Below are 4,119 nucleotides of genomic sequence, written 5' to 3'. Positions count from 1 at the left end.
GATCATCAAAAGCGACTTTTTGAAATTTTTCTCCCCCATGGGGGAGAAAGCTCCATTCTTTCAAACAGTTAATCAATCAACTAAGTTAAGAACAATTCTTAACTACAAACTTATTATACGAGGAGGGTACTGAAAGGACTTGAAATTACAAGAGAATTTAGATACACTTCAAGTCACTACTTTCAGTAGATGTTCGATATGGAAAATCAGAATATGACGGATATTATTGAAGCTTATTTAAAGAAAGTGCTGCAGCAGCAGGATCAGGTAGAAATCAGACGAAGTGAAATAGCACAATTATTCGACTGCGTCCCTTCTCAGATCAATTATGTCATCAACACACGCTTCACGATCCAGAAAGGATATCTGGTGGAAAGTAAACGAGGCGGCGGGGGATATATCCGAATTATAAAAGTTCAGGTACTAGATGATCTTGATATGTTGAATACTATGATAGAAATCATTGGAGACAGCATATCTGAAAAGGATGCAAAATCTGTTGTACAGAAATTATATGAAGACGATATTATCACTAAAAGAGAAGCAAAACTCATGCTTGTTGCCATGGATAAATCCTTATATACCGGTGAAAGAGCGATAGACAATCGTCTACGATCAAATCTATTACGAACGATGTTAGTCAATTTGAAGTATGAAGAGCCAAACAAACGAAAGGCGGACCACACATGAATGAACTATTTACAGAAAAAGCCAAGAAAGCCTTACTGATCGCTCAGGAAGAAGCGCAATCTTTCCGCCATAGAACTGTTGGAACAGAGCATCTTTTATTGGGACTTATTATTGAAGAAGATGGGATTGCAGGTAAGACATTAAGAGAACTGACAATAACAGAAGAAGATATTAGAGAAGAAATTGAACACCTATCAAGTTACGGGCCTGAGCAAACTCTGCCTAAAAACGCAATACTGCCTTATTCACCTAGAGCTAGACAGATTATAAAGTATGCTACGGATGAAGCCAGACGAATGAAACGGCCGTTAGTCGGAACTGAACATCTGCTGCTGGGTCTTCTAAGAGATGAAGAGATTTTATCAGCGAAAATTCTGAATAACCTTGATGTGAATCTGGCCAAAGCCCGGCAGCTTGTGCTCAAGAAATTAGGGGCTCAGGATAAAAATGGAAAAAGCAGAGCAGGCAGCAGACGGCCGGGTAAAGCTCAGCAGTCTTCAGGAGGAACACCGACACTCGATTCTCTAGCACGTGATCTGACTCAGCAGGCTAGAGACAACAGATTGGATCCTATCGTAGGACGAAACAAGGAAGTCAGACGAATTATTCAGATTCTAAGCAGACGCACTAAGAACAATCCTGTTCTTGTAGGGGATCCTGGAGTAGGTAAAACTGCAATAGCAGAAGGTTTAGCACAGAAAATTATTGCAAATGAAGTTCCGCCAGTACTTCAGAATAAGCGTCTGATGACTCTGGACATGGGGTCATTAGTTGCAGGAACGAAGTATCGTGGTGAATTCGAAGAACGTATGAAGAAAATAATTGACGAAATTTATCAGGATGGAGAAGTCATTCTATTTATTGATGAATTACACACACTGATTGGTGCTGGAGGAGCAGAAGGTGCCATCGATGCGTCCAATATTCTTAAACCTGCACTAGCACGTGGTGAACTCCAGACGATTGGTGCAACAACACTAGATGAATACCAGAAGCATATTGAAAAAGATGCTGCACTTGAAAGACGATTTGCATCTATTCATGTCGACCCGCCTTCTGAAATGGAGGCTGAAGAAATACTGTTTGGCCTGAGAGAACGTTATGAGCAGCACCATGGTGTGAAGATAACCGATGAAGCACTCAGAGCGGCTGTGCATTTGTCTACGCGATATATCACGTCAAGACAATTGCCAGACAAAGCGATTGATCTGATGGATGAATCTGCATCCAAGGTTCGTATGGACGAGAGTGATTCGCCAACACCGTTATCCAAAGCAACTGAAACGCTTGAAGATTTGATTCGTAAAAAAGAGAAGGCTATTCAGTCTCAGGACTTCGAACGTGCAGCTCAGATAAGAGAAAAAGAGATGAGGCAGAGAAAACGACTGGAAAAACTGCTCAAGCAGGATGATGATGCAGATGTAAGCCAGCTTCGAGTGACCGAATCGGATATAGCGGAAGTTGTATCTCAGTGGACGGGTATACCAGTAAATCAGATGGAACAGAAAGAAAGCGAACGACTGCTTAATCTTGAAAAAGTACTCCATGAGCGTGTTGTCGGTCAGGAGCAGGCTGTCGTTGCCGTTTCTAAAGCTATCAGACGAGCACGCAGTGGGCTAAAAGATCCTAACCGTCCAATTGGTTCATTTATGTTCCTGGGTCCTACTGGTGTAGGTAAGACAGAACTGGCTAAAGCTCTGGCAGAGTCAATGTTCGGAAGCGAAGAAGCCCTGGTTAGAGTAGATATGTCTGAATTTATGGAGAAATACAGTACGAGTCGTCTAGTCGGTTCACCTCCAGGTTATGTCGGTTATGATGAAGGTGGACAACTGACTGAGAAAATTAGACAGAAGCCTTATTCAGTTATACTTCTTGATGAAGTGGAGAAAGCTCACCCTGACGTCTTCAACATCCTGCTTCAAGTTCTGGATGACGGAGTGCTCACAGATGGAAAAGGCAGAAAAGTAGACTTCAAAAATACTATTCTTATTATGACATCCAACTTAGGAGCTACAGCTCTCAGAGATGAGAAATCTGTTGGATTTGGAGCAATCGATAAGCGGTTCGATCATGATGCAATGGAGAAACGAATTCGTGAAGAACTGAAAAATGCCTTCAGACCGGAGTTCCTTAACCGTATCGATGACACTATCGTGTTCCAGTCTCTCAAAAAAGATGAGCTTCGTGAAATCGTTAAATTATTAACAAAAAATATTGTGACTCGTATGGAAGAAATCGGTATCCAGCTTAAAATCACTTCATCAGCTATGGATGTGATTGCTGAAGAGGGATTTGATCCAGAGTATGGTGCCCGTCCACTTAAGCGAGCCATTCAGAATAAGATGGAAGACCGTTTGAGTGAAGCGTTGCTATCCGGCGAAATCAGTCTGAAAGACAAAGTGACTTTAGGCGCTTCAAAAGGGGAAATCACCTTAAGAGTTAGAGAAGAAAAGAATAAAAAGTCTAAAATAACTAATTGATAAAAGATACTGGATTTTGTTTTCAGTTAGTAATCATATGCTGTAAGAACCACGCGTTCGTTTTTGAGATGTTATACCTCTTAAAATGGACGTGTGGTTTTTTCTCAATATTGAAAATAAGATTACAAGTCATGTCATTAGATTAAAAGTAAGCGATGAATAGCTAGGTACCTGTGAGTCCTGATGGCCTCCTGTTAAACTTAAGATATCTTAAGTATGCAGGAGGTTTTTAATTTGGAAAAGCGTAAACAATCTATCGTTCCTGTAAAGCTACAGGGCGATCAACATCATCGTCGAACAGTTGGGAATCCCTTATCACACAAAGTAGTGGCCCATTTAAAAAATAGTCAGTCAGAGCTACTTATATATGAGGGGATCAAACCATCGACGTTGAGAATTCTTCTTATGGAGATGTCTAGTCATGAAACTCGTTGACCTTACTCAGGTAGAGAATATTTTTATTGTGTGCGGAAAAACGGATATGCGCCGTCAAATTGATGGGCTGGCCGCAACAATCACTGAAGAATATGATATGGATGTCTATAATGATGCTCTTTTTCTCTTCTGTGGCGGTAATAAAGATCGATTCAAAGCTCTTTATTGGGAAGGCGACGGCTTCCTGCTCTTATATAAACGCTTAGAGAATGGTAAATTGAATTGGCCGCGTAACCAAAAAGAGGTTCAAAAGTTGACGACCCAACAGTTACGTTGGCTTTTGGAAGGATTATCAATCAACCAGAAAGTTTCCGTTAAACCTGCGGTTAAAGGGAGTATAGCCTAAGAAATGAGAGAGCCATTGATAAAAAATCAATGGCTCTCTCGTTTTCGTGCGCCCGGCATGGGCGACAACTTGGTGGTGAAAGTCCACTACAGACTTGGCAGTAGGAACTGTTAGCGAAAGTCAAGGGTGTCCGCCGTGAGGCGGAATCTGAAGGAAGACGGACGCAAA

4 protein-coding genes are annotated in these 4,119 nt (G+C 41.4%); all 4 read left to right on the top strand.

The window, feature by feature from the left end; all coding sequences use genetic code 11:
• Positions 1-198 precede the first annotated feature (198 nt).
• Positions 199-690: a CtsR family transcriptional regulator gene (locus tag ACYQ4S_RS11060; protein WP_346024227.1), complete on the top strand. Its 492-nt coding sequence runs from the start codon at positions 199-201 to the stop codon at positions 688-690.
• Complete coding sequence (locus ACYQ4S_RS11055; protein ID WP_459771163.1) at positions 687-3,170, top strand: ATP-dependent Clp protease ATP-binding subunit; 2,484 nt, start codon at positions 687-689, stop codon at positions 3,168-3,170. The genes ACYQ4S_RS11060 and ACYQ4S_RS11055 overlap by 4 nt, the downstream gene beginning before the upstream one ends.
• Positions 3,171-3,404: 234 nt before the next feature.
• Positions 3,405-3,605 carry a hypothetical protein gene (locus ACYQ4S_RS11050; protein WP_459771161.1) on the top strand — a complete coding sequence of 67 codons (201 nt, stop codon included), beginning with the start codon at positions 3,405-3,407 and terminating at the stop codon, positions 3,603-3,605.
• The gene (gene tnpB / locus ACYQ4S_RS11045; RefSeq protein WP_459771160.1) at positions 3,592-3,951 is read left to right on the top strand and encodes an IS66 family insertion sequence element accessory protein TnpB; all 360 of its coding nucleotides are present in this window, start codon (positions 3,592-3,594) and stop codon (positions 3,949-3,951) included. Before ACYQ4S_RS11050 ends, tnpB begins: the two co-directional genes overlap by 14 nt.
• Positions 3,952-4,119: the final 168 nt, after the last annotated feature.

The sequence above is a fragment of the Alkalibacterium sp. s-m-28 genome (assembly GCF_054658175.1).
The sequence above is the reverse complement of the archived record's forward strand: the minus strand, read 5'-3'. Positions and strand labels throughout refer to the sequence as shown.